At 60.3% G+C, this 24294-nt stretch carries 16 protein-coding genes; 3 read left to right on the top strand and 13 right to left on the bottom strand.

What is annotated here, in order from left to right:
* Positions 1 to 37: 37 nt before the first annotated feature.
* From AC3RLQ_RS09475 to AC3RLQ_RS09455, 5 genes are all read right to left on the bottom strand, one after another.
* Positions 38 to 2386, bottom strand: coding sequence for a DUF1592 domain-containing protein (locus tag AC3RLQ_RS09475; protein WP_493036507.1), 2349 nt, complete (start codon positions 2384 to 2386; stop codon positions 38 to 40).
* Between the two features lie 91 nt (positions 2387 to 2477).
* Complete coding sequence (locus tag AC3RLQ_RS09470; protein ID WP_493036505.1) at positions 2478 to 4025, bottom strand: L-serine ammonia-lyase, iron-sulfur-dependent, subunit alpha; 1548 nt, start codon at positions 4023 to 4025, stop codon at positions 2478 to 2480.
* Complete coding sequence (locus tag AC3RLQ_RS09465) at positions 4022 to 5557, bottom strand: sulfatase family protein (RefSeq protein ID WP_493036503.1); 1536 nt, start codon at positions 5555 to 5557, stop codon at positions 4022 to 4024. The genes AC3RLQ_RS09470 and AC3RLQ_RS09465 overlap by 4 nt, the downstream gene beginning before the upstream one ends.
* Before the next feature lie 15 nt (positions 5558 to 5572).
* The gene (locus AC3RLQ_RS09460; protein WP_493036501.1) at positions 5573 to 8356 is read right to left on the bottom strand and encodes a sialate O-acetylesterase; all 2784 of its coding nucleotides are present in this window, start codon (positions 8354 to 8356) and stop codon (positions 5573 to 5575) included.
* Between the two features lie 48 nt (positions 8357 to 8404).
* Positions 8405 to 9676, bottom strand: coding sequence for a C39 family peptidase (locus tag AC3RLQ_RS09455; protein ID WP_493036499.1), 1272 nt, complete (start codon positions 9674 to 9676; stop codon positions 8405 to 8407).
* Between the two features lie 136 nt (positions 9677 to 9812).
* On the opposite strand from AC3RLQ_RS09455, the gene AC3RLQ_RS09450 reads away from it, so the two are divergent.
* On the top strand, positions 9813 to 10574 hold the full coding sequence (locus tag AC3RLQ_RS09450; RefSeq protein WP_493036497.1) for a helix-turn-helix domain-containing protein: 762 nt from the start codon (positions 9813 to 9815) through the stop codon (positions 10572 to 10574).
* 6 nt (positions 10575 to 10580) lie between these two features.
* Here AC3RLQ_RS09450 and AC3RLQ_RS09445 read toward each other — a convergent pair whose 3' ends face one another.
* Genes AC3RLQ_RS09445 through AC3RLQ_RS09425 form a run of 5 tightly spaced genes read right to left on the bottom strand, consistent with a single transcriptional unit; the run spans position 10581 to position 17497 of the window.
* Positions 10581 to 12329 (bottom strand): zinc-dependent peptidase, encoded by a 1749-nt coding sequence (locus AC3RLQ_RS09445; protein WP_493036495.1) that lies wholly within the window; start codon positions 12327 to 12329, stop codon positions 10581 to 10583.
* Entirely contained in the window at positions 12326 to 13567 is a 1242-nt protein-coding gene (locus tag AC3RLQ_RS09440; RefSeq protein WP_493036493.1) for an NAD(P)/FAD-dependent oxidoreductase, read from the bottom strand. The genes AC3RLQ_RS09445 and AC3RLQ_RS09440 overlap by 4 nt, the downstream gene beginning before the upstream one ends.
* The gene (locus AC3RLQ_RS09435) at positions 13564 to 15744 is read right to left on the bottom strand and encodes a prolyl oligopeptidase family serine peptidase (protein ID WP_493036491.1); all 2181 of its coding nucleotides are present in this window, start codon (positions 15742 to 15744) and stop codon (positions 13564 to 13566) included. The genes AC3RLQ_RS09440 and AC3RLQ_RS09435 overlap by 4 nt, the downstream gene beginning before the upstream one ends.
* On the bottom strand, positions 15741 to 16604 hold the full coding sequence (locus AC3RLQ_RS09430) for a proline racemase family protein (protein WP_493036489.1): 864 nt from the start codon (positions 16602 to 16604) through the stop codon (positions 15741 to 15743). The genes AC3RLQ_RS09435 and AC3RLQ_RS09430 overlap by 4 nt, the downstream gene beginning before the upstream one ends.
* Entirely contained in the window at positions 16601 to 17497 is an 897-nt protein-coding gene (locus AC3RLQ_RS09425) for a dihydrodipicolinate synthase family protein (protein ID WP_493036487.1), read from the bottom strand. Before AC3RLQ_RS09425 ends, AC3RLQ_RS09430 begins: the two co-directional genes overlap by 4 nt.
* Positions 17498 to 17572: 75 nt before the next feature.
* Between AC3RLQ_RS09425 and AC3RLQ_RS09420 the strand changes: the two genes are divergently transcribed.
* Positions 17573 to 18295, top strand: coding sequence for a PAS domain-containing protein (locus tag AC3RLQ_RS09420; protein WP_493036485.1), 723 nt, complete (start codon positions 17573 to 17575; stop codon positions 18293 to 18295).
* Here AC3RLQ_RS09420 and AC3RLQ_RS09415 read toward each other — a convergent pair whose 3' ends face one another.
* The 3 genes from AC3RLQ_RS09415 to AC3RLQ_RS09405 form a co-directional block, all read right to left on the bottom strand.
* Positions 18296 to 19744 (bottom strand): DUF1501 domain-containing protein, encoded by a 1449-nt coding sequence (locus AC3RLQ_RS09415; RefSeq protein ID WP_493036483.1) that lies wholly within the window; start codon positions 19742 to 19744, stop codon positions 18296 to 18298.
* Positions 19745 to 19754: 10 nt separating this feature from the next.
* Positions 19755 to 22916, bottom strand: a complete 3162-nt coding sequence (locus tag AC3RLQ_RS09410) for a DUF1553 domain-containing protein (RefSeq protein ID WP_493036481.1) — start codon at positions 22914 to 22916, stop codon at positions 19755 to 19757.
* A gap of 110 nt (positions 22917 to 23026) precedes the next feature.
* Positions 23027 to 23389, bottom strand: a complete 363-nt coding sequence (locus AC3RLQ_RS09405) for a hypothetical protein (RefSeq protein ID WP_493036479.1) — start codon at positions 23387 to 23389, stop codon at positions 23027 to 23029.
* A 126-nt stretch (positions 23390 to 23515) separates the two neighbouring features.
* Here AC3RLQ_RS09405 and AC3RLQ_RS09400 point away from each other — a divergent pair, with 126 nt between their 5' ends.
* A complete protein-coding gene (locus tag AC3RLQ_RS09400; protein ID WP_493036477.1) occupies positions 23516 to 24217 on the top strand; it encodes an AraC family transcriptional regulator in 702 nt (233 codons plus the stop codon).
* The last annotated feature ends 77 nt before the right edge of the window (positions 24218 to 24294 follow it).

Genomic DNA, 24294 nt, shown 5'->3' with positions numbered 1-24294 from the left:
CCTCTTTCTCAGACGCTCATGGAATGATCGAGGACGATCACGGCGTCGCCGCGCTCATGTCCTTGCCATTCAGCACGGCCAAGAGCGTCAGATCGACGAGAAGCTTCTGCACATTGCAGCTCGATGCCGCAAAACTTTTCTGCAGGTCCTCCAGCGTCTGTGGCCCATAGGCCAACGGCTGCTGTTTGACGAAATGATTGAAGAGCTGGCGGATGAAGGCGCGGTGGCCGTAGGGGCTGGTGGCGACGTAGTTCACGATGTCGCGTGGGCCGCTCAAGTGCACCACCTTGCCTTCGTCATCGGCAAATTCACCGGCGGCATTCACGGGCTTGTTGTTGTCCTGCGTGCGCCAGCGGCCGATGGCGTCGAAGTTTTCCAGGCTGAAGCCGAGCGGATTGATGGTGGAGTGGCAGGACATGCAGGTCTTGTTGCGAGTCAGTTCGGTGATCTTCTCGCGCATGGTCAGCTTCGGATTGAAGTGGCTCTCATCAAACGTGACCGCCATGGGGGGCGGACGGAGCGAGAGGCCGACGATGTTGCGAGTGAGGAAGACACCGCGATGGATGGGCGAGGTGGCACGGCTGGAAGCCAGTGAGGAGAGCAAGTATGGATGGGTGACCACACCGGCGCGCTGCTTGGGATCAAACGCCACCTGCTGGAAGTCGCTGCCCTGCACGGGCTTGCCGTAGAATTTGCCGAGGCGGTCGTTGAGCAGCAGATAATCGGCCTGCAAGAGCTGGCGGTAGTCGGACTGTGGGCTCCAGACGACTTGGTCGAGGAATTCGAACAGCGACTCGCGCAGATCTGCCAGTACGCTGTCGTCAAAGCCTGGGAAAATCTTCAAGTCCTTGGCGTTGCCCTCAGCGCGCTCGAGTTCCAGCCAGTGGTGGAAGAAGCCGTGCAGCTTTGCCTTTGTGCGCGGGTCTGGCAGCATGCGCTGCGCCTCGGCGCGGATCTGCTCGGGCGTGTGAAGTTTGCCTGACGTGGCTGCCTGCATGAGTTTTTTGTCAGGGATGGAGTCCCATAGCGTGAGGGCCAGGCGTGAGGCAAAGGCGACGTCATCGGGCTTTTCGCTTTCGCGCAGTTCGGGGTAAAGAAACTGCGGTGATTTGAGCGTGAAAAGAACGATGCGCTTCACGGCCTGCTCCGGGCTCTTGGCGGTGGCGAATAGCTTTTCCACGTAAAGCTGCTTTTGCTCATCTGTGAGTGGGCGGCAGAAGGCGGCTTCGACAAAGGTGAAGGCGAACTTCTTGAGTTTCTCCAGGCGGTCTGGCGCGTCAGCTTTGGTGCCGGCGAGTTCGTTCAGGTTTTCCTCGACGTGCTCTGCGGTGGAGATGGCGGCCTCCGTGGCGGATTGATCCCAGCCTTTGGAAATGGAGGTGCCGCGCTCATAGCCCACGCTGCGGTCATCGGCGGGGAAGTTGGTGCGCACGATCATGAGCTCGCGTGGGCGGTCGGTGCGCAGCGCGTGCTGCGGGATGATCTCTGTGACGCCATGGGGTGGCTTCCAAAGGAGTTCGATGGAGGCGGACTGTTCCTTGAATTTGAAATGATCCAGCCGCAGCCGGTAGGCACGGCCACCGACGAGGAAGATGCTTTTCTTTTCCTCGCGCACGGTGGGGCCGGCGCTCACCCAGGCATCAATCAGGGCGTCGTTTTCAGTGGTGTCATTGATCCACAGGCGTGCGCCATTTTCGGTCTTGAGGATGAATTCGTAAACGCCCGTTTCTTCGGCCACCAAGCTGCCCTCCCAGGTGTCCTGAAACTGCTCGGCTTCCATCTTCGCATTGTCCGGACTGCCTGCGCCGAAGTGAAACGCCACCTGCGGATCGACACGCTCAAACTTGTAGTTTGGGCGCTTGGCTTTGATGTCGTCTTTCGGCGTGGTATCCACGACTGGCTCGCCGGGTTTTGGCAGTTCGACGCCGCGATAGTTGGCTTTCAGGCCTGCCTCGGCATTGACGGGGCGGTCAAATCCCGGGCCCATGCGGAAGCGCCCGATGAGGTCCATCACTGAAGCACGATACTGAGAGATGGTCAGGCGGCTAAGGTCCTGATCTGGTGGTTGGCTGCGAGCCTGTGCTGCGGCGGAATAGAAAGACTCATAGATGTAGGCGGCCACCTGTTTGGCATCTTCACCCACGCAGGTGCCTTCCTTGTCCTCCGGCATGGTGCGTTCGATTTTGCGCGTCAGCGCATCAAGGGTGAGATCGCCGGTGAGGGGGTCGTCAAACTTGTCCTTCACGCCCTGGCCTTTGGCCCCGTGGCACTCCTGGCACATCTTTTGGTAAATGACGGCACCTGGATGCTCGGCGGCAGGAGCGTACGCCGTCAGCAGGCCAAGCGTGAGCCAGGCAAATCGAGAATGGGGGGATGTTTGAGCCATGAAAGGGGGTGAAACTTGGCTAAGAGAATAATCCCTTCACCGCAACCCTCTTTCAAGGAACTCGTGCATGGCGGCGCCGGAAGCAGCGGGGTCAATGGCAGCTACAGCCGCCGCAGCCCTGCGCTTTGCGAGCGCCAAGCTTTCGCTCGATCTCCAGCGAGGTCGGCGTGATCGCCAGTCCGCCGAGGGAGGTGCAACGGTGCTCGCGCGGCATCATGGCGGCGACGTTTTTGGCGGCGTCGATCACTTCATCCAGGGGGATCAGCGGATCAAAATCGGCGAGGGCCATGTTGGCACAGGAGAGGGCGTTGCTGGCGGCCATGACATTTTTGCCAAGGCAGGGGGCCTCGACGCGATTGGCGATGGGATCGCAGATCAAACCGAGCATGCTCTGAAACGCCATCGAGGCTGCTGCGATGGCCTGATTCCGAGTTCCGCCAGCGAGGGTGACGAGTGCGGCGGCGGCCATGCTGGCGGCGGCACCACCCTCAGCCTGACAGCCGCCCACCTCTGCGGCAAAGGTCCAGCGCGTGGCGATGAAGACGCCGATGACTCCGCTTGCGAGCATGGCCAGAGCCATATCCTCCTCAGACTTGCCGAGAGCCTCCGCCATGCCGATCACCGCACCGGGCAGCGCCGCACAGGCGCCTGCGGTCGGAGCGGCTACGATCACGCCCATGGAGCTTTTTACTTCCATCAATGCGGTGACGTAGAGCACGATGCGATTGAGTGCTCCGCCATCGAGGAGCCTGCCCGCCTGCATCAGTTCATTGAAGCGCCCGCTTTGATGCCCAAGTACGCGATCTTCGTAATGCGTGCCCGCGATGCCGCTGGCGATCGACTTGCGAAGAATGCGCACGATGGCGATCATCTTGTCGATGACTTCGCGCTCGGGGAAATTTCCGCGCGCTATTTCATACTCGACGGCCAGCCGCCACAGCGGCGTGTGGCGCTCGGCATCGTGGGTGAGCATCTCTGTGCAGCTTGTGAACGGCACGCGCATGTCTTTGCGCGAAGGTACGGGGAGCACGGGAGAGAGTCGTTTGACGGCAATGACGGGCAGGTGATCCGTGGCTGCAAATGCGGCCGACTTGACTTGGAGGATCTGGCATTCGCCTGCGTCATGATGAAGGACTTCATCGGCCTCAAACTCAGCGGAGGTGGTCTTTGGCAGCCAGATGAGCGTCTCATGATAGCCGCCGTCCATGGGCATGGGGACGCCATCAATGGTGAGCACCTCCATCATGCCGCCGCCGGTTGAGATGGCGATGAGTGTGTGCTGCTCATGGGCATTGCGAAGCATCAGCCGGTAAGTGTTTGGATGCGGATCTCCGACTTCCACGGTTTCGATGCGCAGTTTGATCCCGGCGTCTGCGAGAGCCTGCGCGGAGTCGGGCAGGCGCTCATCATCGGCGTCCCAGCCTAGCAATCCGCCAAAGAGCCCCATGTCACTGCCCTGGCTCTCATGCGTGGTTGGCAGTGAGCCTGCGCGGTCAAACTCCACCAGCACATCCGTGATGTTTCCCTCCATCAGATCACGCGCCAGCCGCCCGATGCGCAGTGCCGCAGCGCAGTGGGAGCTGGAAGGCCCGCGCATCACGGGACCGATGACGTCATTGAAGATGGAGACGGCGCTCATGGTTGTTTGGGTTCTGTGCTGCGGCCTTCGGTCTTGGATTTATCGAGCAGGGCTTTCAGTTCGGTGGCGATTTCGGGGTGTTTGAAATAGAGGTTGGTGGTTTCACCGGGATCGCTGGCGAGCTCGTAGAGCTGGCCTGGTGCTTCAGGTGAGACTTCGGGCAGCGCGAAGCGTTTCAACTCGGGACTGGCGTAGTTGTTTCCGCCGGAGCCTCGATGGTCGATGTACTTCCATGCGCCACGGCGGATGGAAAGCGTGCGCTGTCCGCCGAAGGCCTGCGTGAGCAGATAGGGACGGACCGGGGCCGTTGCTTTGCCTTCGAGCACGGGCAGCAGATTGAAGCTGTCCTCTGCGGAATTGTGCGGAAGCTCCGCGCCGGTGACCGCAGCGAGCGTGGCCATCACATCAGTGAGGCTGGCGAGTTGATCGCTGGTGCTGCCGCTTTTCACATGACCCGGCCAACGAACGATGAACGGAACGCGGTGGCCGCCCTCCCATGCATCACGCTTCATGCCGCGCCAGGGCTTGGCGCCATCGTGATCATGATCGGCGCGCATGTGAACGACGCTGGTGGTTTCGGGACCGTTGTCGCTGGATAAGAGGACGAGGGTGTTGTCCGCGATGCCGAGCTTGTCGAGTTCCTTCATCAACTCACCGATGATGTGATCCAGTTCGCCGATGAAATCACCATGCGGGCCGGCCTGCGTTTTGTGCTGGAACTCAGGCGCGGCAAAGGACGGCAAATGCACGGCCTGGGTGGCGTGGTAGAGGAAGAAGGGCTTGTCAGGTGCGGTGCGCATGTGCTCTTCCATGAACTCGCGGCTTTTCTTGAGGAAGAGCAGATCCACTTCCTCCAGCGGGAAATCTGGTGCGATGAGGCCTGCGCGGCAGTCGTTCGCATAGGGGTGCTTGGGCAGTTTCGATTTATCAATGGGGGCCGTGGGTGGGGCGGGTATGCGGTCGCCATCAATGAAGGCATAGAGCCAGTCGGTCGTGGGGCAGCAGGCCGTGCCGAAGAAGTGCTCAAAGCCGTGATCAAGCGGCCCGCCTTCGATGCGACGTGTGAAATCAATGCGCCGGACGTCTTCCAATCGACCTTGGTGAATCGCTTCGCCGAGGCTGTCGCGAAAGGTGAGGCCCACATGCCATTTGCCGACGGCTGCGGTAGTGTAGCCCTGTTTTTTCAGCAGCGCGGGAAGTGTGAGCCGGCCCGGCGCGATCAAGCTGGGCCCGCCAGCACCCTGGAACACCGTGTCGCCATTGGGCACACGAAACGCCATCTGGCCTGTCATGAGGCTGTAGCGTGATGGAGTGCAAACGGTGGCCGGGCTGTGCGCATCGGTGAACCGCATTCCTTCGCGTGCGAGGCGGTCGATGTTTGGCGTGAGGACCTTCGACTGCTCATTGTAGCAGCGCACATCACCGTAGCCGAGATCGTCCGCGAGGATGAGCAGCACATGGGGCTTTGTGGCCGCGTGTGCGTGGCCGCAGACGAGGCTGATCTGCAGCAGTAGCAAACCTAGTGATCTCATGAGGTGCATCGATGGCTATTTTTCCAATTCCTGCCGAGTGGCGATGGGCACGTAGCCAGTCTCAAGGCCCTTGGGTGGCGTGAGGATTAAGGCGGGATCAATGTGCGCTAGTGTGCCGACATCGGGTGGAACGAGGTAGTTGCGGTCTTTGGTCCATGCGCGGTGCAGTTTCTCCACGCGGGCTTGTACTTGTTCACGCTCTTCGTCGGTGAGGTCGGCATTGAGCATCGCGGGCTGGTCGGCGAAGCGATACCAATAATAGGTCACTACACTGCCATCCCCGAGCCGGGCTTTGAAAGGGCCGGCGACGGGGCCGGGTTTCTTCCAACTACTTGCTGCATCATCGGGGGTGGTACGTGGCTCTTGTGGCTTTTCGGCGGGGGTCTCAAAGCGGTGCTGCGTGAGGCCCAGTTCCGAAGGCACTTCCTGAGGCGGCAGGACATTCCACTGCGGCTTTTTGCCGTTGGTGCCCAGAGCGTAGTATTCCGGCAGAGTGACGAGCGAGCCGCTGCTGCGTGTGAGTTGCTTGTTCCACTGATAGCCAAAGGTGATTGGATCTGGTGTGAAGGATGTGGCGAAGTCCTTCCAGGCCAGAGGCACTTTCTCCTCCCGTTTTGTTCCTGGTGGATAGATGCTCCAGTTTGAGCCGCCGCCTGTGCGGAAGGTATGAACAACGGATGCGTCTGCTTTGATCGCGCCATCGGCTGGTGCGCCGCCATCGAACCATTTTTGCACATGATCCCACAGGGCTGCTTTTTTATAAGCGGTGAGCCGGTGCAACACGGTGGAGGTGCCATCGGGGCCGATAGGGAATGATGTCGGAGCTACTCGTGCATACTCCTTGCCGTTTGCGTCTTTCGTGAGAACGGCAGGCACGTGCTGCGTCTCCATCTGGATGGCTTTGTTGGGGCCGGCGGGGCGTGAGTCGAGCAGCATTTCTGCCCACTCGGGGTGTTCGACTGTGGCCTGAGTCCAGAAAAACGGCGTGAAGAAAGCGGCAGGTCCTTTGAAGTTGGCGGTATTGAGAAAGAGCGTCCAGCTTTGATTCCCTGTGGGCGTGTTCTTGCCTGCCGTGGTGCTCTTCGGATTGGTCAGCGGCAGAGGCAGATAGCCGTAACCAAAGAGTTCACCGCTGGTTCCTTGCTTGAGGTTCAGGCCATCGAGTGGAAACAGCAGCCAGGGGCTGAGCTGGGCCACTCCATACTGGCCGCGCGGCTTTTCCCAGGTGCCTGCGCCGTAGCCGGGGCCGTTGGCAATGAAGGAAAAATTCGGCCCCACGCCGCCCATGATGAACTTGGGCGTGGTGGTGGGGAAGTGTGTGTCGCGCCACCAGCCGAGGCCGCCTTCGATGTCGGTGTAGCATTTGCCTTCCGGTTTTTTTCCTTCCTCATTCTGCGGATGCATCCAGGTGCCGCAGAGTCCGGTTTGGAACTTATGTCCCGGATAAGTCGCTACCAGCGGCCACGCAGCCGCGTAGAGTGAAAAGCCGCCGTTGAACTCCTCCGGCACTTTTTCCGCCGGACCAAACAGATAACCGGCCATCTCGCCCTGCTGGGGTTCCACCGCAGGCGATGTCTGCCTTGGATGAACAAGGGCTTCAGCGAAGGCGCGGCCCATGAGTGCAAAGGTCTTGGCGCAGCCGAGATAATGGTAGCCGGCATTGGATGCGCCGCGTTGCCAGAGCGCCCCTTCAGCAGGGGAGATGAGCTTCGCTTCATACTGCTTCAAATAATCGCGCTTCTGTTCTTCGGTCATGTGGCCGTCGGCGTTGGCATGGTTTTTGTGCTTTGAGTTCAGGTAGAAGCCCATTTGGCGGACATGGGCTCTTTTGTCGTCGATGGCTCCGAGTTTCTCTGACCAAAACGGCGCGGTCTGCACGGCGATGACGTTACCTTTGAATTCGGGGAGCAGTGATGGCGCGGTCATTGCCTCGCGGAAGGAAAGAATGTCTGGGCTGGCTTTCGCGCCGCCTATGCCCATCACGCCGATGACAAACGGCATCTGGGGTGCGTTCAGATCCTTTCGCACATCGCTGATGAACTTTGCCAGCAGGTCGCTATAGACTGCATACCGCCCGGGCTTGCCACGGTCAGGATAGGTGTGGCCATCCACCATGTCGTTGAATCCCTGAAGCCAGACGAAGCCCGCGATCTCGTAGCCCTGTGCAGCGTCGTAGGCCGGACACACGCGCTTCGGATCAGCGAGCACACGCTTCACATGCTCGACCATGTAGCGATAGAAGCGCCCAGTTTCCTGTTTCTTCTCCGCAAGCCACTGAGTCATGTCCTTCGGAACACCATGACCCGGCGGGCCGTAGTAGAGCTTCTTCTGGTAGTCGTTGAGTTCATACGGCCCCGCGCTCGGCGGGCGAAACTCGGTGTTCAGGCTTCTGCCTCCCCATGCGGTCTTGATGATAAGCACAGGTTCCTTCAGTGCAGCATCCATCGTGAGGCCGAAGGTGAACTCCGGCCCGATCTTGCCGTTCGACTTCGTTGCATCGTCTCGCGCACCAAAGCCCGCCGTGAGCTTCCCCGTGCCTTCGCCATTCGCGCTGCCGTCGTATTTGCCGGTGTAGTATGAAATCCAAGTGTGATCGCACACCGTAGGTTTGCCATCTGCCCCGCGCATCTGTTTCAGCAGCGGCGCGGTGGCCGGATCATCGCCGATATAATCAAACGTCTCGATCTTCGCATGCCCTTCCATGTTCGACTGCCCGGCGAGGATGAATACCTTCAGGGGCTTGGCGTGCAGCGTGGCTGCGCACAGCAGCAGGGCGAACAGGGCAGTGGTGGATTTCATGGCTTGGCGAGTTGGTGAATGGTTCCGTGTTCAAGGCAGGGGTTTCTCTCAGCGGTTATCGATGACAAAAGCTGGCCTGGAAAGCACGCCTTTGGAGAGCTGACCATAGTGGTCTGAGCGCCAGAAGTTCTTCATGTTGTCTGCAGTGATGAGCTGGATGCCCGGTGTGGCGACGGCGGGATTGCAGAGGATGTAGAGGTTTTCCGCTGCGATGTAGCCACACACATTGAGCGTGTGGCCGGCGCTTCCACCGGGGTATTGCGGGCCGATGTATTTGAAGTCCACGACCACTGGGCGGCCTGCGTCGAGTTCGCTCTTCAGCATCGCGGTCGCTTGATCGAACCCAGCGTCGTCGGGTGTGAATGTGATGAGTTTCCACTTTTGTCCGATCTTCTTCGAGGCATCCAGGAGATGGCCCCAGTCCGTGCCGGTGCCTAGTGGCGAGGGGCAAAGGCGCTTGAAATCCCAGCCGCCGATCTCGCTGCCTTGGAAGCGGGCAAAGATGGCGCAGGCGGTGGAGCCGCAGTTGTTGTAGCCCTGCTGGATGTGCGGCATCTGAACGAACGCGAACTTGCCCGGTTCTCTTTTGCGCACCCTGTAGGGCATGAGTCTCAGCAGATCCGCCGCTTGCTGAGCGGAGGCATTGTCAGACGGTTGCGATGGATGGCCCGTGATGCCCGTGGGGTGGAGTTTTGAAGCCTTGGTCCAGTTTGCTATCGCTGCGTCGGTTTCACCGGCTTGAAAGTGCATTTCGCCGAGCAACACCATGCCCGAGGGATTGTACAATTCAGCCGCGCGTTCTGCCAGGCGGCGAGCTTGCGCAGCATCGCGTCCGACTCCTTCACCGGAATGATAGGCCATCGCCGCACATGCGGCGGCTCGTCCATGGCCCATCTCAGCTGCCTTCTTCCACCATTCCAGAGCCTTCGCGCAGTCCTGCTCAATGCCTTGCGCGCCGTAGTAGCACTGGCCAAGATTGAATGCCGCCTGGGCAGATTCATTGGCCGCGGCTTTGAAATAACCGAAAGCGATGGCCGGATTGCGTTTCACCACCGCACCACGAAGATAGGCGAAGCCGACAAAATCCATCGCGTCGGCGTTGCCGGCATCCGCCGCCATATGCGCCCATCTCAGAGCTCCGGCATCGTCTTTGGCGACGCCTTTGCCGTCTCGAAGGCGATGTGCCAGATCCAGCTGCGCTTTGATGTCGCCGGCAGCGGCATGGGCACGCAGCGTTTCCAGCGCGGTTTGAGCATCGACAGACCCAATGGAAAGTATCATCAGCAATGCGGCGAGGGTTGTTAAAGCGAGCTTGTGCATTTCACTGCATTATCTGACAGGAGCAGCCTCTGTGTCTTGAGTCTTCTAACCTGCGGATCTGACAAAAAATGCACAATGACATCGTGGGTGGAAGGCGCATCACTGGCTGCCGTTATGTCTGGCCTTTCCTTACTGTATGAAAAAAGTCTTATCGGCTGTTCCCGGCGTTCTTTCCAAGAAAGGCACGCTGCTCATCGACGCACGTGTGATCGAGCAGATGGCCGACCTGATGCATGACACGGCTTTTTTCATCAAGGATGCCGAAGGGCGCTACCTGGTGGTGAACCAATCCCTAGTTGATCGGCACGGCCTCAAAGATAAGTCGCAGATGATTGGCAGGAGGCCCTGTGATGTCTGCCCCGGGGACTATGGACGCATTCCGACGGAGCAGGATGAGCAGGTGTTGAGAACCGGGCAGCCCATTGTGGAGCGGCTGGAGCTTTTCTGGCGGCGGCCGAACGTGCCTGTATGGGGACTCACCAGCAAGCTGCCCGTACGCGATGAGCTCGGCAAGGTGTCGGGTCTCATCGGCATCTCCAAAGATCTGGCGGCTCCCGTCAGCCGGGAAGATGTCCCTCCCAAGGTGGAGCGTGTGCTGCGGTATCTGGAAACCGCGTACGATGATCCGGTGAGCCCTTCCTTGCTTGCACGAAAGGCTGGCATGACGGCGGCCCGCTTTGCGCGAATCATCAGGCGCATCCACGGCATCAGCCCGATGCAACTGATCACCAAGACGCGCATCTCCGTTGGCAGCCGTTTGTTGTGCGAAACGGATGCCTCCGTCGCCCAGATTGCGCTCGACTGCGGTTTCGCCGATCACAGCGCGTTCACTCGCACCTTTCGTGCCGTCACCGGGACATCTCCCACCGAACACCGGCGGCAGTCACAGCAGGGCTGAGGTCGGCTAGGGTTGCACGCCCCAAAGCTTTTCCAGCAGGGTAAACATTTCAGGATCATGCTGCTTCAGCTCTTCCCGCGTGTAGGGGAAGAAGTCATTGCGGGTGAAGTAGGCTTCGGTGCATTCGGCAAAGTATTCCTGCGGATTGGTCATCGCATAGGCGCGTTCCATGCGGCTGCGTCCCTCGCTGTCCTTGCGTTCGACGCGATCATACTTGCCGCTGGCTTTGGCTTTTTCGTATGCCGCCTTGATCTCCAGATTGCCAAAGCTCATGCGCACAGTGCGGTTGTGGTAAGCGTGCGCCAGTTCATGCAGCGCAAAGTTCGGCATGCGGCGTGTTTCGGCCTCAAAGATGCGTACGTTGGTGAATTCCACTCCCTTCGCCATCACGGGATCGCGGCCATTTGTGCGCAACCATTCTGCATCTGGATGAAACTCGGCTCGGGGGCGCGTGTTTGGATATTCGGGATTAATCCACAGCGGAACTTTCTGCAGCTCCGCCACCGCCTTGGCTGGAACGACGCGCAGGATCTCATCGAGCTGGGCACGCAGAAGTTGCATGGCTTTTTCCAGGGCGGGTGCGTCCGTTTCGATCAGCTTCACATTCACATGCACGGTCCAGCCGGCGATCAGGCGTTTATCATGTGATTTCGTCCCCGTGGCTTCTTGAAAGCGTTTGACCTGCTGCTGCTTGATCAATCCGCGCGCCTGCATGAGCCGCTCCGGCCACACAAACTTCGGCGCTTTGGATGGGGTGTAACCTGCGAGGTGGCCGCTGAGCCGTGTTTGCGGTTTTGTGTACTTCAATTCAGTGTCACCAAAGACCTCGCGGCAGAGTGCTGCGAGCTGTGGGTCATAAGCGATTAACTCAGCGCGGGTATTGACGTGATTGTGCTGGGCGTCGTTCTCGCGGTTGTTGTCAAACCAGCTTTGCACGCCTTCGGCCCAGTATTCGTGATGGTTTGACGAGGCGTATGCTCCTTTCCAGAGTCCGGCTTTCATCGCGGAATCAAAGGCGTCTTTCAGACGTCTGTCGAAAGTGGGATCCACATTCGACAGGCCGCGCAGGTGAATATTGTGGGCGAATTCGTGAATGAGGATGTTTTCGGTGTCATACGGATCGCCATCGTAAGCGAGGAGGTTTTCCTCTGCGCAGGAGCAGAAAGGGTCCGTTTCGCTGCCGCCTAGGCCGCGCGCACGTGCATCCCAGTAGTTTTTGGCGCCCAGGGACTCAAAGCCTTTCACTGGCTCCAGGAGGGAGAATTCGGGCTGGTCAGTGGTAAATTCGTTGTGAGCCAGAATGCACAGGCGTGCACCGCTGGCGATCATCGCTGCGCGCACGTCTGATCGCCTGGCCAGCATCATGTCCACGAGATAGACCGCCTCCTTCACTGCATATGGGCTGACCTTTGCGGAGGCTACGATGGGAAAGCCGCCCGCACTGGCTCGCTGTGTGTAAAACGATGGCACGCCATCCTTTGCAGCAGGATCGTAGCGCAAGCCCTGCACGCGCACCCTGCTCACGACTTCTGTGTCTTTGCCGTCATCCACGATCACGAAGCGATGTCCGAGGGTTGTGCCAATGATGCGGTCCTTGCCGGGTTCGATTTTGCCATTGGATACGCGCTGGCCATCAGGGTTAAGCCAGAAAACCTCTACTGCATTTGGAGCTGCATTGATGATTTGGAGCTTGGGGCGGTCCAGCGCTAGCGCAGCCGTCGATACGAAGAGAAGGGTGGCAAGTGCGGTTTTCATGCAAAGCGGTCGGGTGACATCAAATCGAGTGACAAGACTGGACTCTCTCCGGCAAGCAGATCACTGACGATCTTTCCTGTCGCGGGGGCAAGGCTCAGGCCCATCATGGCATGGCCGGTGGCGAGGGTGAGATTTTTCCAGCGCTGGGTGCGGCCGATGTAGGGCATGCCATCGGGCGAGACAGGGCGCAGTCCGCTCCAGGGTTTGACTTCAGCGAAGTCGCTTTCCGCAAACGCAGGGAAGTAGGTGGGAAAGGCGCGGGTGATGCCGCGCACGCGGCGCTGGGTGATGGATTCATCGATGCCGGCCATTTCCATGGTGCCGCCGACTCGTAGAGTGCCATCCATGGGGGTGACGGCGAGCCGTGCCTCCGTGCAGATGCTGCAGAGTGAAGGGAGCTGCTTTGGCTGTGGCAGAGTGAGGCTGTAGCCTTTGCCTGCCTGCATGGGCAGTTTGAGATTCAGAGACTTCGCCAGATCCGCTGACCAGACGCCGCTGCAAAGCACCACTTCCTGACCTTCGACTTCACCTCTTGTGGTATTGATCGCGCGCAGTGTGCTGTCTTCGACCTTGAAACCTTTCACTTCTGTTTCCCATAGAAACTCAATGCCGAGGTGTGTGAGTTCGGTTTCGAGGGTGGAGATGAAACGGGTGGGGGGGAGATGGCAGTCTTTGGGGAAGTAAACGCTGCCGCAGACATCCATGGTCACGTTGGGATCGAGTGCGGCGGTGGCTTTGGCATCGAGGACTTGGGCGGGGATGCCGAGGGCATTTGCCTGAGCGGCCATGTGGGCTTCTTCATCGAGGGTCTGCTGCTGCTTGCAGAGCATGAGGAGGCCATTTTTGACAAAGCCGAAATCGAGGCCGATGTCTTCGAAGCACTGGCGGCTTAGCAGGCTGAGGTCTCGTAGTGCGGGCGCGGCGGCGGCGACGCGTTGTTTGGTGGCGGCTTTCCAGAAGTGCAGGCCCCAGGAGAGGAGATCGAGATCGAGGCGGGGCTTGATGTAGAAGGGGGATTCGGGATTCCACATCCACTTGAGGCCGAGGCGGACCATGCCTGGCGCGGCGAGGGGGATGAAGTGGCTGGGGACGATCATTCCTGCGTTGCCAAAGGAGCAGCCATCCCTTTGCGCAGGCTTTTGATCAATGATGGTGACCTGCATGCCGCGACGGGCGCAGTACAGCGCCGTGCTAAGGCCGATGACGCCTGCGCCGAGGATGGTGACGTGGCTGCTCATGGCTTCAGATGCTTGACGAGAAACTCCATGCGGAGGCGTGAGCCGTAGGGTGTTTCGGCGGCGCCGTGGCCGGTGCCGGTGATGGGCATGAAGTCGAAAGTCTTGTTAGCTTTTTGGAGGGCGCCGACGACTTGCGTGGTGGTGGCGGGATCGACGTTGGTGTCGAGTTCGCCGACGATGAGGAGGAGATAGCCTTCCAATTTGTGGGCGTCGTCTTTGTTGGAGCTGCGGGCGTAGCTTTCATCCACGGGCCAGCCCATCCACTGCTCATTCCACCAGATTTTGTCCATGCGGTTGTCATGGCAGCCGCAGTCGGCGACGGCGACGTGGTAGAAATCGTGATGATCGAGCAACGCACGCATGGCGTTCTGGCCGCCGGCGCTGCCGCCGTAGATGCCGACGCGGGTGAGGTCCATCCAGGGGCGGGTTTGGGCGGCGGCTTTGATCCAGGCGATGCGGTCGGGGAAGCCGGCGTCTTTGATGTTTTTCCAGCAGACATCGTGGAAGGCTTTGCCGCGATGATTGGTGCCCATGCCGTCGAGTTTTACGATGATGAAGCCGAGTTCGGCGAGGATGTGCTGATTGAGCAGGCGACCGAATTCCTTGGGTGCGAAGGCGCTGTGAGGTCCGGCGTAGATGTCTTCGATGACGGGGTATTTCTTTGCGGGGTCGAAGTGCGAGGGCTTGATGAGGATGCCGTGGATGTCGGCGGTGCCATCGCGGCCTTTGGCGACGAAGCGCTCGGGCAGGGTCCAGCCTGCGGCGAGGAGTTTTGTGGCATCGGCTTTCTCGAGTTCGCAGACGAGGCTGCCATCGCGGCTGCGGCGGAGTTCATGGACGGGCGGGAGGTCGGCGCGGGAATAGGTGTCGGTGAAGAAGTCGCGGTTTGGGGAGAACTCGACGTGGTGATTGCCATCGCCTTGGGTGAGCTGCTGGAAGCCGGTGCCGTCGAAGTTGATGCGGCAGAGGTGGAGGTGGTAGGGGTCTTCTTCTTTGCGCAAGCCGCTGGCGAGAAACCAGAGCTGGCGCTTTGAGTCATCGACGTGAAGGACTTCGCGTACTGGCCATGCGCCATGGGTGATCTGGTTTTTAACGTGGCCGGTTTTGGTGTCGTAGAGGTAGAGGTGGCACCAGCCGTCGCGCTCGCTCATCCAGAGGAGTTCGCTGGTGGTGTGCAGCCAATGGCGCCAGGTTTTGTGGGTGTAGTCGATGAAGGTTTTGGAGGTTTCCTCGACGACGGTGCGCACGGTGCCGGTTTTAGGATCGGCGGCGAGGATGCGGTAGAGCTGGTGGCCGCGCTGGTTGTAGTCGAAGTAGAACTCGTGGCTGTCGGGGGCCCAGGTGACATTGAGCTTGCCGGATTCGGTGAAGGGGTTTGGATAGAGGTCCGTGGGCACACGAATCTTCTGGCCGTCTTTGCGGGTGATGATCATCTGCGGCTTGGGCAGGGGATCTCCGGGCTTGAGGTAGTCGAGGACTTTGAGTTTGGGTTGAACGCCTTCTTTGGGCGAGGAATCCACGAGGGTGATCTGGCGGCGTGTGACGGGATCGGCTTCGCTCGTGACAAGGAATGCTCCGTCGGGTGATCTGAAGCCGGGCTCCCTGGGCTTCTTGTCTTCCTCTTTGGCTTTAGAGATGCCTTTGCCGTCGATGATGAGTGTCTGGACGAGAGGGCCGGCTTCGATGATGGCGAGGTGCTCGCCGGTGCGGCTGGTGATGAGCCAGACATGTCCGTCGAAGGTGTGCTGCTCGCGTTCGGTTCCCGCACGGATGCCACCATAGCGGATGTGCTCGCCCTGCTGATTGATCCAGAAGAGGTCGACGTCGGCATCGAGCTGATTAATGAACTTGAGGCCGGACTCCTCGCCGGTGCGGGTTGTTTTGCGAAGCTCGATCTTGGCGGTGGAGGACTTGAGGGCTTCCTGTTCGGGGAGGCCGATATCTTTGAGCGAGGCGGCCGTTTTGCGTTCGCCGGTGGCGGCCTGGATGACGACGAATTCGTGGGTCTTGGGTCCGGTTTGGGTGCGGTACCAGAATGATTTGCCGTCCGGCAGCCAGTTTGCTTTGACGCGATCACGGAAGACGAGGTTTTCTGTGCGCTTGGGCAAGCTGAGGGCTTGCTCAAAGTCAGCGGCCATGACGCTTGTGGAGAGCAGAAGCAGCAGGATGGATTTCATGGGATGCCAAATTGAAACGGATCAGCAGGATCAAGGATGAGGGTGGACTCGGCCGTGATGTAAGCAGTGCCGGTGATGGTCGGAATGATGCCGTTTTCCGTGGGGGTGTAGCTGCCTTCGAAGACGCTGCCGATGATGCTTTCCTGCCGCCAGATTTCATTGGGGGCGAGTTTTCCATCTGCGGCGAGGCAGGCGAGCTTGGCGCTGGTTCCGGTGCCGCAGGGGGAGCGGTCGTATTCGCCGCCGGGACAGAGGACAAAGCTCCGGCTGTGATTCGCGGGATCGTGCGCAGGGGCGAAGAGTTCGACGTGGTCGACTTCGGGGAATCCGGCGGCATGAATGGCATCACGCATGGCGAGGCTGGCCTGGGTGAGCTGCGGAATGTTTTCGCGCGTGAGGGCGAGGCCGTGGTCGGAGACCAGAAAAAACCAGTTTCCACCATAAGCGACATCTCCGCTGACGCCGCCTGCCTGAACGGCTTTGGCTTTGCGATAAGAAGGAACGTTGCGGATGCTCACCCGGCCATCCTCATGCAAGGTGGCCGTGACGATGCCCACGGGGGTTTCGATGCGGTGCTCACCTGACGAGATGCTACCCAGATGCCGCAGGGTGGTGATGAGACCAATCATCCCATGGCCACACATGCCGAGGAGGCCGACGTTGTTGAAGAAGATGACGCCAGCGGTGCATGACGCATCTTTGGACACCGTGAGGAGTGCTCCCACGATGACTTCATGCCCGCGCGGCTCGCAGAGGATGGCACGGCGGTAGGTTTCGAGATCCTCGGGACTCATGCCGCCAAGCACGACACGCGTGGGTTCGCCGCCGGTGTGGGAGTCGATGATGGGGATGCGCTTCATTGCGGGCGCTTGGCCATAGCATCGCGGATGATCTTGATGACTTGATCGCGCTCGGTTCCTGCGAGGGGCAGGCGTGGCTCGCGGCACCACTCTTTGCCGAGGCCGGTCTCCTGGCAGAGGAGCTTGATGTATTGCACGAAGTGGATGTGGGTGTCCAGCTTCATGAGAGGCTGCATCCAGCGGTAGAGGGTGCGGGCTTCATCCCAGCGTCCGGCGCGGGTGAGTTCCCAGAGTTTTTGGTTTTCTTTAGGGAAAGCGATGCCGCTGCCAGCGACCCAGCCATCAATGCCGAGGATGCTGCATTCGAGGATGAGGTCATCCACGCCCGTGAAGAGCTGGTAGCGATCTCCGACGAGATTGCGCAGTTCGGTGATGCGGCGTGGGTTGGCGCTGCTTTCCTTGATGGAGGTGAGGTTTTCGATGTCGGCGATCTGCGCGAACATCTCCGGGGTCACATCGGTGTGATAGCCGACGGGGTTGTTGTAGAGCATCCAGGGCAGGGGCGTGGCTTTGGCCAGGGTGCGGAACCAGTGTTCGGTTTCGCGCGGGTCGCTTTTGTAAACCATGGGCGGCATGACCATGAAACCGGCTGCGCCGAGTTGCTCGCCATCCTGCATGTATTGAATGGCGGCACGCGTGCTCATCTCTGCCACGCCGCTGACCACGGGGATGCGGCCTTTGGCGGTTTCGATGGCGCACTTGAGCACGGCGCGTTTTTCATCGGGCTGCAGGCACTGGTTTTCACCGAGGGAGCCGCAGACGATGAGACCGGAAATGCCGGAGTCGATGAGGGCTTCGAAGTGGCGGGCTGAGGCGGGGAGATCGAGGGACTGATCTTCGTGGAGTTGAGTGACGACTGCCGGGAAGACGCCGGACCATTTGGGTAGAGACATGGCGGAGCATGAAATGGGATGGCCAAAGGGTCTTGATTGCTTTTTGGCTGAGCGACTGCCAATTCAGTCAAAACCATGGAATCCACCGGCCCATTCTCCGAGCATGCGACGACGGAGTCGCTTTTCGATGCGCTGCCGGATGTGGTGTTTTTCATCAAGGATGCTGCGGGGCGGTATGCGCGGGTGAATCAGACGCTGGCGGACCGCTGTGCGGGAGGCGACAAGACGAAGCTCATCGGCAAACGGCCTGCGGAGGTGTTTCCGGCAGCGCTGGCCTCAAGCTACGCGAGGCAGGATGAGGCGGTGCTGAAAACGGGGAAGCCGGTGGAGCATCAGCTGGAGCTGCACATCTATCCAGGCCACAAGGCGGGCTGGTGCCTGACGACGAAGCATGCGCTGCGGGATGCGAAGGGGCGCATCATTGGCGTGACGGGCATCTCGCGTGATTTGAATGCGCCGAGTGACAAGGCGGGTGGCTTCGCGGAACTGGCGGCGGCGCTAAAGCATATGCAGCAGCACTTTGCCGAGAGCCTGAGGATTGAGGAGATCGCGAAGAAAGCGGGGCTGAGTGTGTATCAGTTTGAGCAGCGGGTGCAGCGGCTGTTTCAAATGAGTCCGCTGCAACTGCTGCACAAGCTGCGGCTGGATGAGGCGACGCGGCTGCTGCGTGAGACGGATCGCTCGCTGGCGGACATTGCCATCGAGACGGGGTGGTGTGATCAGAGCGCGTTTACGCGGCACTTCAGCCGGTATGCGGGGATGGCACCGGGGAAGTACAGGGGACTGAACCGGAAGTGATCAGGCCATCAGTGCCTTCACCGGCTTCGCGGGATTGACGCCGATGAGCTTGGCGTCGAGGCCCTGGAACTTGAAGCTGAAGCGGTCGGCGTGGAAGCCGAGGAGCTGCAGGACGGTGGCGTGGAAGTCGCTGATGTGGAGCGGGTCTTTGACGATGTTGTAGCTGAAGTCGTCGGTCTCGCCGTAAATGGCGCCGCCTTTGGAGCCGCCGCCGGCCATCCACATGGTGAAGCAGCGGGGGTGGTGATCGCGGCCGTAGTTTTCCTTGGTGAGGCCGCCCTGGCTGTAGATGGTGCGGCCGAATTCACCGCCCCAGATGATGAGGGTGTCATCAAACATGCCGCGCTGCTTGAGGTCTTCGATGAGGGCGTGGCAGGGCTGGTCGACGTCTTTGCACTGGCTGGGCATGCGACCGCCGACGTTGCTGTGGTGGTCCCAGTTGTTGAGGTAGATCTGGGTGAAGCGCACGCCGCGCTCGGCGAGGCGGCGCGCCATGAGCACGCTGTTGGCAAAGGTGCCGGGCTTCCGGGCTTCTTCGCCGTAGAGCTTGAAGATGTGTTCGGGTTCGCTGTTGATGTCGGTGAGCTCGGGCACGCTGGCCTGCATGCGAAAGGCCATTTCGTACTGCTGAATGCGCGTGTGCGTTTCGGGATCGCCGACCTGCTTGTAGTTGATCTCGTTGAGGGCGTTGAGGCCTTCGATGGTGCGCTTGCGCACGCTGTCGGGCACGCCGGGCGGGTTGTTGATGAAGAGGATGGGATCGCCCTTGCTGCGGAAGGAAACGCCTGCGTGCTCGCCGGGAAGGTAGCCGTTTGACCAAAGGCGCGAGGAGATGGCCTGCTCCTGCTCACGGTTTGTCGGTGTGGCGATGAGGACGACGAATGTGGGCAGGTTCTCATTCATGGAACCGAGGCCATAGGAGGCCCAAGAACCGAGGCAGGGGCGGCCGGTGATCTGATTGCCGGTCTGCATGGCGCAGATGGCGGGCTCGTGATTGATGGCCTCGGTATGAAGCGAGCGCATCCAGCAGATGTCGTCGGCGTTTTTGGCGAGGTGGGGCAGGAGGTCGGAGTTCATCCACATGCCGCACTGGCCGCGCTGGGCGAAGTTAAACTTCGACGGCGCGATGGGGAAGCGTGCCTGGCCACTGGTCATGGTGGTGAGGCGCTGGCCATTGCGGATGCTTGGCGGCAGGTCTTTGTCATACCACTTCTGCATCTCGGGCTTGTAGTCGAACAAGTCCATCTGCGCAGGACCGCCAACCATGTGCAGGTAGATCACGCGCTTAGCCTTCGGGGGGAACTGTGGCCCCATGGCGGCGTTGTTTGAGGCATTGGCAAATGATTCGCCGAGGAGGGATGCGAGAGCGGCACCACCGAGTACATTTTTACCGCGTGAGAAGAGCTGGCGGCGGGTTTGGTACATATCCCATTCGTGGAGAATATTCATGGCGGTGTGATTACTTGTTGAGGACTTCGTCCAGATTCATGAGCTCGTTGCAAAGCATGGTCCAGGCGGCGAGTTCGGGCTTGGGGAGGGTGGCGTCGGTTTTGGATTCGCCGACTTTGAGGAGGGCTTCGGCATCGGCTGATTGGGCGCTGTAGAATTTGCGGAGGTCGGCGAGGCTGGCGGTGAGGATGGGTGTTTCCTGGGCTTTGAGCGGACGGCAGAGGACGCGTTCGGCGATGTCGGTGAGCCTGGCGGTGTCGTCGCCTTTGACATTGTTGAGCGTGTGCTGGGCGAGGTTGCGGGCGGCTTCAATGAACTGGGGATCGTTCATGGTGACGAGAGCCTGCAGCGGAGTGTTGGTGCGGTCACGGCGGACGCAGCTCACTTCGCGGGTGGGGGCGTTGAAGACCTCCATGTTGGGGGAGGGAGCGGTGCGCTTCCAGAAGTTGTAGAGGGTGCGACGGTAGAGGTTTTCGCCGTTGTCCTGCTTGTACTTTTCGGTGCCCATGCCGACGACTTCCCAGACGTTTTCCGGCTGGTAGGGCATGGTGCCAGGGCCGCCCATGCGAGGGGAGAGCGTGCCGCTGACGGCGAGGGCGTAGTCGCGGATCATCTCGGCATCCATGCGGAAGCGCGGGCCGCGGGAGAGCAGGGCGTTGTCGCGGTCTTTTTCGATTTTCTCCGGTGTGAGGATGGCGGCCTGACGATAAGCAGCGGAGGTGACGAAGAGCTTGAAGAGGCGCTTCACATCCCAGCCGCTTTCGCGGAACTCCACAGCGAGCCAGTCGAGCAGTTCGGGATGCGTGGGAGGATTGCCCATGATGCCGAAGTCTTCGGTGGTCTTGACCAGACCGGTGCCGAAGAGCTCCTGCCAGAAGCGATTCACCGTCACACGTGCGGTGAGGGAGTTCTCCGGACTGACGAGCCACTTGGCGAGGCCGAGGCGGTTCTTCGGTGCATTGGCGGGAAGTTTGCCGAGGGCTGCGGGCACGGCGGCTTCGACGGCTTCACCCACTTTGTCATACTGGCCGCGCATGAGGATGTTGGCCATGGGTTTGGTGTCCATGCGCTCTTCCTGAATGTGGGTGAGTGGGCTGCGGGCTTTGATGGCATCCTGCTCGGCGGTGAGCTTGGTACTGGTGGCGAGGGCTGCCTGATAGGTGGCGTCACGGGTGACGAGGAAATGCTCAAAGAGTGCCTCCTGCTGCTTGGGGCCGCGCTTTTTCGCAGCGAGCATGGTGCGAAGAGGGCCCACTTTGGAAAGCGTCTGCACTTCGGTGGCGGAGAGCTGGCGGTCGTAGATGCGCACGTCCTGCACGCCGCCATCGCTGAAGTAGGCGCCATTGCTGCGCTGGCCGATCCGTGTGGGTGTGGTGGTTTTGATGCTGCCTTTGAGGGCGTTGGTATCGGGCTTGATGGGAACTTCGACGCCATCCACATAGATGCGCACGCTGCCTGCTTTGCCTTTGCCATCGTAGGTCACAAAGACATGCTGCCAGACGCCGGGGCGCAAAGCGGGTTTGGCGGTGGAGACCTTGATGGCATCGTCAGGCCATTTGCTGACGATGTGGACGGAGAGGCGGGTGTCGCTCTGGAAGAGGTCCCAGCCGCGATAGCCGTTCTTTTCATCCATGCGGGCAAGGATGCTGCCGGAGACTCCGGCGCGATCTGCGCGCACCCAGGCACCGTAGCTGAAGGCGTGATCTTTTTCGAAGTCGCCCACGTCGCCGATCTCAAAGGTGCCGTTGGGTTTCATCACGGGAGCGGGGCCGAGTTTGCCATCGGGCTTCCAGGTGACTTCACCGACGGCCTTGAAGGTCTTGGCGGTGCCGCAGGTGCCGGTGACTTCGCTGCCGGTGCCTTCATTGAGGGGCACATGGGCGGTCATGCCCTTCGTGGGCACGTCTTTGTCGAGGTCCTCGGGCTTGGCGCTGGTGAGCCATAGATCGAAGAGAGGCTTGGCGGCTTTGCGTGAATCGTTCTGCTTCGTTTTGGCGGCGGCGATTTCGGTGGGCAATGCGCTCCAGCGTGGGCGGTCTTTATCGGTGGGCAGGACCAAGATGGGGCCGAGGCCGTCCTTCACGTTGCCATCCTTGGGCTTCTGCGTGGTGTTGCGGAAGAAGGCGGCGAGAGAGTAGTAGTCGCGCTGGGTTATGGGATCAAACTTGTGATCATGGCACTGGGCGCAGTTGGTGGTGAGGCCCATGTAAACCCAGCCGAGAGTCTGCACGCGGTCGCTGGCGTAGTTGGCCAGGTTTTCTTCATCGATGGTGCCGCCTTCGTTGGTGGTGATGTTGCAGCGCTGCAGGCCGGTGGCGATGAGCTGGTCTTCGGTTGGCTTGGGCAGGAGGTCGCCGGCGATCTGCTCGACGGTGAACTGATCGAAGGGCTCGTTGCGATTGAAGGCTTTGACGACCCAGTCGCGGTAGGGCCAGATCTCGCGCTCTTTGTCAAAGTGCAGGCCATGGGTATCGGCATAGCGTGCGGCATCCAGCCAGTAACGTGCGCGGTGCTCGCCATAGGCGGGGGATTTGAGAAGTTCATCGACGAGCTCTGAATAGGCGGCGTCGGAGATAGGGCTGCCGTCCTTCGGCGCGTAGCGGGCCACGAGTTCCGGTGAAGGTGGCAGGCCAGTTATGTCCAGCGACACGCGGCGGATGAGCGAGTGTGCATCTGCCTGCGCGTTGGGCTTGAGGCCGGCGGCTTCGAGCTTGGAGAGGATGAAGCGATCCACCGGATTTTTGATCCACGCGCTGTCTTTGACCTGCGGCTCTGCGGAACGTTGCGGGGGGATGAGCGACCAATGCGGCTGCCATGAGGCACCTTGGGCAATCCATTCCTTCACCAGCGCGATCTGTTCCGGTTTGAGTGTCTTGTGCGATTCCGGTGGCGGCATGAGCTCGTCTTCATCCTTGGTGATGAGACGCTGGAAGAGGTTGCTGATCTCCGGCTGGTTTTTGATGACCGTGGGCTTTTCACCTTCCTTGGCGGTGAAGAAACCGGCCTCGGTATCGAGGCGCAGTCCGGCTTTGCGCGTTCCTGGATCGGGGCCGTGGCAGTGGAAGCAGGCGTCTGCAAGGATGGGGCGTATGTCCTTGTTGAAGCCGATGGGCTGCGCCGCAACCGCAGAGGAGGCGAGGAGCGTGAAGAGCAAGGTGGTGTTGATGCGCATGCAGGTTTGCGGTTTGGTATGAAAATGTTGCTGACTGGTATGATTATGCTTACGAAGCTTCGGCGCGGAATTTTGCGCCGATCTGGCTGATTTGTGGCCGACATTTGGCGTCAGACCATGGCGCTGCGCAGCGCGAGGCGTTCGGACTCGGGGAGGCTGCTGGCGGTGATGGCCCGCCAGGCGGCGTTGATATCGATGCGGCTCCATATGGTGGCGAGGCAGGTACCGAGGCTCTGGCGGTCCTTAGCGGTTCGTACATGGGTGAGCAGCATGAGCGCCAGATCAGGCCGGTGATGCTTCACGACAAGAATGAGGTTTTTCAACTCCTCATCATTGAATGAACGGACGACTTCCAGTTCGCCGAGCAGGGCATCGAGTTGATGCAGATCGCGGGTGTGACCGCGGTGCAAGCTTGCGGCGATGCGCCGTAGCTGCTCGCGGCGCTGGAGCAGGGAATGCTGGAGGTGCTTCATGCCCTAGAATACGCTGAGAGCTGCAATGCCGTCTTGCATGGGCATGGCATGCTTGTGTAAAATACGCGCATTATGGCGGCGATTTCACCACAGGCATTCCTACGACGGGTACGCGGCGCGGAGTTGATGAAGCTCTTTGACCTGCTGCCGGATTTGTCATTTTTCATCAAGGACCGCCAGGGGCGCTTCATGGCTGTGAACCGGCGCGGCTGCGACTACTGCGGGGTGAAGCATGAGAAGGATGCCATTGGCAAAACCGACGAGGATTTCTTTCCGCACAGCCGTGCCGCCGAGTACCATGCGGATGATGAGATCGTGATGCGCACGGGGACGCCCATTGTGAACCGTTTGGAAAGCGCGCCTGAGGCGGAGGGCTCGCCACGGCTGGTGATGTCGAGCAAGATCCCGCTGAGGGATGCGGAGGGAAACATCATCGGCATCGCCGGATTTTCGCGTCAGGTAGAGCAGGTGCGCAGCCGGAGCTCGGGGGAGGCGCGCTTTGCCAAGGTGATCGAGCATATGCATCAGCATCCCGACGAAGCGCTGAGCAGTGCGGCGATGGCGCGCATGTGCGGGCTTTCGCAGAGCCAGTTTGACCGCAGCTTTCGGCGTGTCTTTGGCTCCTCGGCGCGGCAGTATCTGCTGCGCGTGCGAGTGGAAGCTGGCTGCCGGCGGTTGGCGGAGACGGAGGAGACCGTAGCCGCGCTGGCGGTGGAGCTGGGGTTCTTTGACCACGCGCATTTCACGCGGTGCTTTCGGCGCATCATGGGGCTGACGCCGGCGGAGTATCGGGAGCAGCGGGTGCCGAAGGGGACGAAGCGGGGGTGAGGTCAGAAAAAAGTCTTCAGAAGATATTTATTGCCGAATCCGAGGCAAAGATGGGGATCTTCCTGCGTTGTCTCTGC

Source organism: Prosthecobacter sp. GW821-HT29F12 (assembly GCF_058803405.1).
The sequence above is the reverse complement of the archived record's forward strand: the minus strand, read 5'-3'. Positions and strand labels throughout refer to the sequence as shown.